Genomic DNA, 2720 nt, shown 5'->3' on the forward strand with positions numbered 1-2720 from the left:
GCCATCGACGCCCACCGTTTCACCCCGCCGGCCCGGACTTCGCCCGGGCTGGCTGGGGGTGGTGGGTGGGGGCGCTTCGCGCCTTGGGAGGTGGAGAGGTGATGGGTGGTCATGGGGTGGGGGTCACTCGTTGGGGTGGTACAGGGGCGGGCTTCGCCCGTTCTTGTGCATCAAAGACAGCAACCCGCTAGACTCTGGTTTGGGAGAAGGGCTCCGAACCGGCGAACCTCCCGGGTCTGCCGCCTCGATCTGGTGTCGCCGATCGCTCTTGGAATCGGCGTTGGAGAACGCGGAGGAAAGCGTGACGGACAGCCAGGATAACCAGGTCCACGCGCCTGGTGATGGCGCCCCCGAGGGAGGTGTCTCGGCGCTGACGGCCGAACAGGAAGCGGAGCTGGACGTGCTGGAGGCCCGGATAGTGGCCCTGATGCTGCTGCTCCGCACCCAGGGGCGGAGCTCGCGGCACTGGGGCGCGGCGTGGACCGACCTGCGCAAAGCCAGGCTCCGCTGGGATCACGTCCTGGGGTTCCCTGAATAGCTGGGACCGTTCAAAAGGCTTGGGTCTGGTTTATCTCTGCGTCGCTCGAATTCCGGGAAAGGGAAATCCACGTCATGACGAAGAAATTGCGCCCGCACCAGGAAGAAGCGTGCGACGCGGCAGTACGACTTCTGACGCCTCCGGCGTCGGGTCTCGTGCCGCCGGAGGGGCTGCGGTGCCAGATCCGGGCGGCGACGGGCTCGGGCAAGTCGCTGACGGCCGTGCACGTCGCCGGACGGCTCCGCTCGGAGCGGACGCTGGTGATCGTGCCCTCGCTGCCGCTGCTGGAGCAGACGGTCGGGGTCTGGCAGCGGGAGGGGCACGGCGGGCTGATGGTCGGGCTCTGCTCGCTGGTGGGCAACGAGCAGCCGGCGGGCCTGCGGTGCACCACCGATCCGGCGGAGCTGGTGAAGTGGACGGCCGAGGCCGGGCAGGTCACGGTGTTCGCCACCTACGCCTCGCTGGGCCTGGGCCACCTGGAGAAGGCGCACCAGCTGGGGCTGCCGGCGTTCTCGCTGGCGGTGGTGGACGAGGCTCACCGGGTCAGTGGTCAGGCTGGTCGGCCGTGGGCGGCGATCCTGGACAACACCAAGGTGCCCTGTGACCGGCGGCTGTTCATGACGGCCACCCCTCGCCTGTGGGCGATCAAGGAGACGGATCGACTGCGGGCAGCGGCGGCCGGGATCGAGTCGGCCGAACTGATCGCAAGCATGGACGACGAGGCGCTGTTCGGGCCCGTCGCCCACGACTACCCCCTCGGAACCGCGATCTCCGACGGCGTGATCGCCCCGTACCGCATCCTGTGCGTGGACGTCTCCGATCCCGTGCTCCAGGGCCTGGAGCAGCGCGGTGCGCACGAGGCGTCGGTGGAGTACCGGGGAGCGCGGCTGGCGGCCCTGCAGACCGCGCTGCTGACCGCCTGTGCGGAGTGGGACCTGTCGCGGGTGCTGAGCTTCCACCACATGGTGGCCGAGGCCCGGGCGCTGAGCACCGGCCTGCCGGACGTCGCCCGGGTGCTGTGGGAGCAGGACCCCGCCCTGCACCCGGACCCGGCGCTGGTCGGCACGACGTGGCTGGAGGCCGAGCACACGCCGGCCGAACGCCGGGCCGTGCTGGGCACCTTCGCGTCGCTGGTCAGGGATGACGGCTGGCGGCTGCTGCGGTACATCCTGGCCTCGGTCAAGGTGCTGAGCGAGGGCGTGGACACCTTCGACTGCGACGCCGTCTACTTCGCCGACGTACGCGGCTCCATGGTCGACCTGGTCCAGGCCGTCGGCCGGGCCCTGCGGATGCACCCGGGCAGCGGCAAGGTCGCCACGATCGTCGTGCCGGTGCTGCTGGGCGCCGGGGAGAACGGCGACCAGCTGCTCACCTCCCGGGCCTACGACGGGCTGTCCAAGCTGCTCATGGCGCTGCGGGCGCACGACGCGGCCGCCGTCGAGCGCCTGGCCATGCCGCAGTCCCAGACCCGCCCCCCGCGCGAGCCGAAGCACGCCGGAGAACCCGAGGAGCGCCGCTCCGCCGGCGGGGAGGCGCAGCTGCTCCAGTTCTCCACCCAGCGCGACCCCGCCCTGATCGCCGCGTTCATCCGCACCCGGGTGCTGGAGCCGGAGCGGGCGGAGTTCCGGCGGGGCCTGGAGGAGCTGCTCGCCTACCGGGAGACGTTCGGCGACGTGAAGGTGCCCTACGCCTACGTCGCGCCGTCCGGGCACCGGCTGGGGGTGTGGGTGGCCGACCAGCGCCGCTACAAGGCCGCCGACGTCCTGGACCCGGAGCGCGTCAAGGAGCTGGACGAGCTCGGGATGGTGTGGTCGGCGTTCGACACCGCCTTCACCGACAACCTCACCGCGGTCGCCGGGTACGCGGCCGAGCACGGGCACGCCTGCCCGCCAGCCGAGGCGGTCTGGGGCGGGCGCCCGGTCGGGACCATCATGAAAAACCTGCGCACCGCGCAGCGGCGCACCGAAGCGTTGGAGCGCCGGGCCGAGGCCGGCGAGCAGGGCTTGGACTGGACAGGGGCACTGACCGCCGATCGCAAGGCCGCACTGGACGCGATCGACCCGGCGTGGTGCCCGGCCTGGTCGGTGGAGTGGCAGCGCTGCTTCGCCCTGGCCTGGCGCCACGTCAAGGACGGCGGCACGCTCGCCGATGCCGAGCCGGGCAGCGTCGTCGTCCAGGGCGA

The 2720-nt window shown here is 71.7% G+C and carries 2 protein-coding genes; both read left to right on the top strand.

Annotation, left to right across the window (positions count from 1 at the left end; genetic code table 11):
• Positions 1-280 precede the first annotated feature (280 nt).
• A complete protein-coding gene (locus LN042_RS36630) occupies positions 281-538 on the top strand; it encodes a hypothetical protein (protein WP_230055794.1) in 258 nt (85 codons plus the stop codon).
• Between the two features lie 74 nt (positions 539-612).
• Positions 613-2720 (top strand): DEAD/DEAH box helicase (locus tag LN042_RS36635; RefSeq protein WP_230055795.1); only part of this gene is annotated, 2108 nt, incomplete at its 3' end.

This window comes from Kitasatospora humi (assembly GCF_020907985.1).
GTDB classification, from domain to species: domain Bacteria; phylum Actinomycetota; class Actinomycetes; order Streptomycetales; family Streptomycetaceae; genus Kitasatospora; species Kitasatospora humi.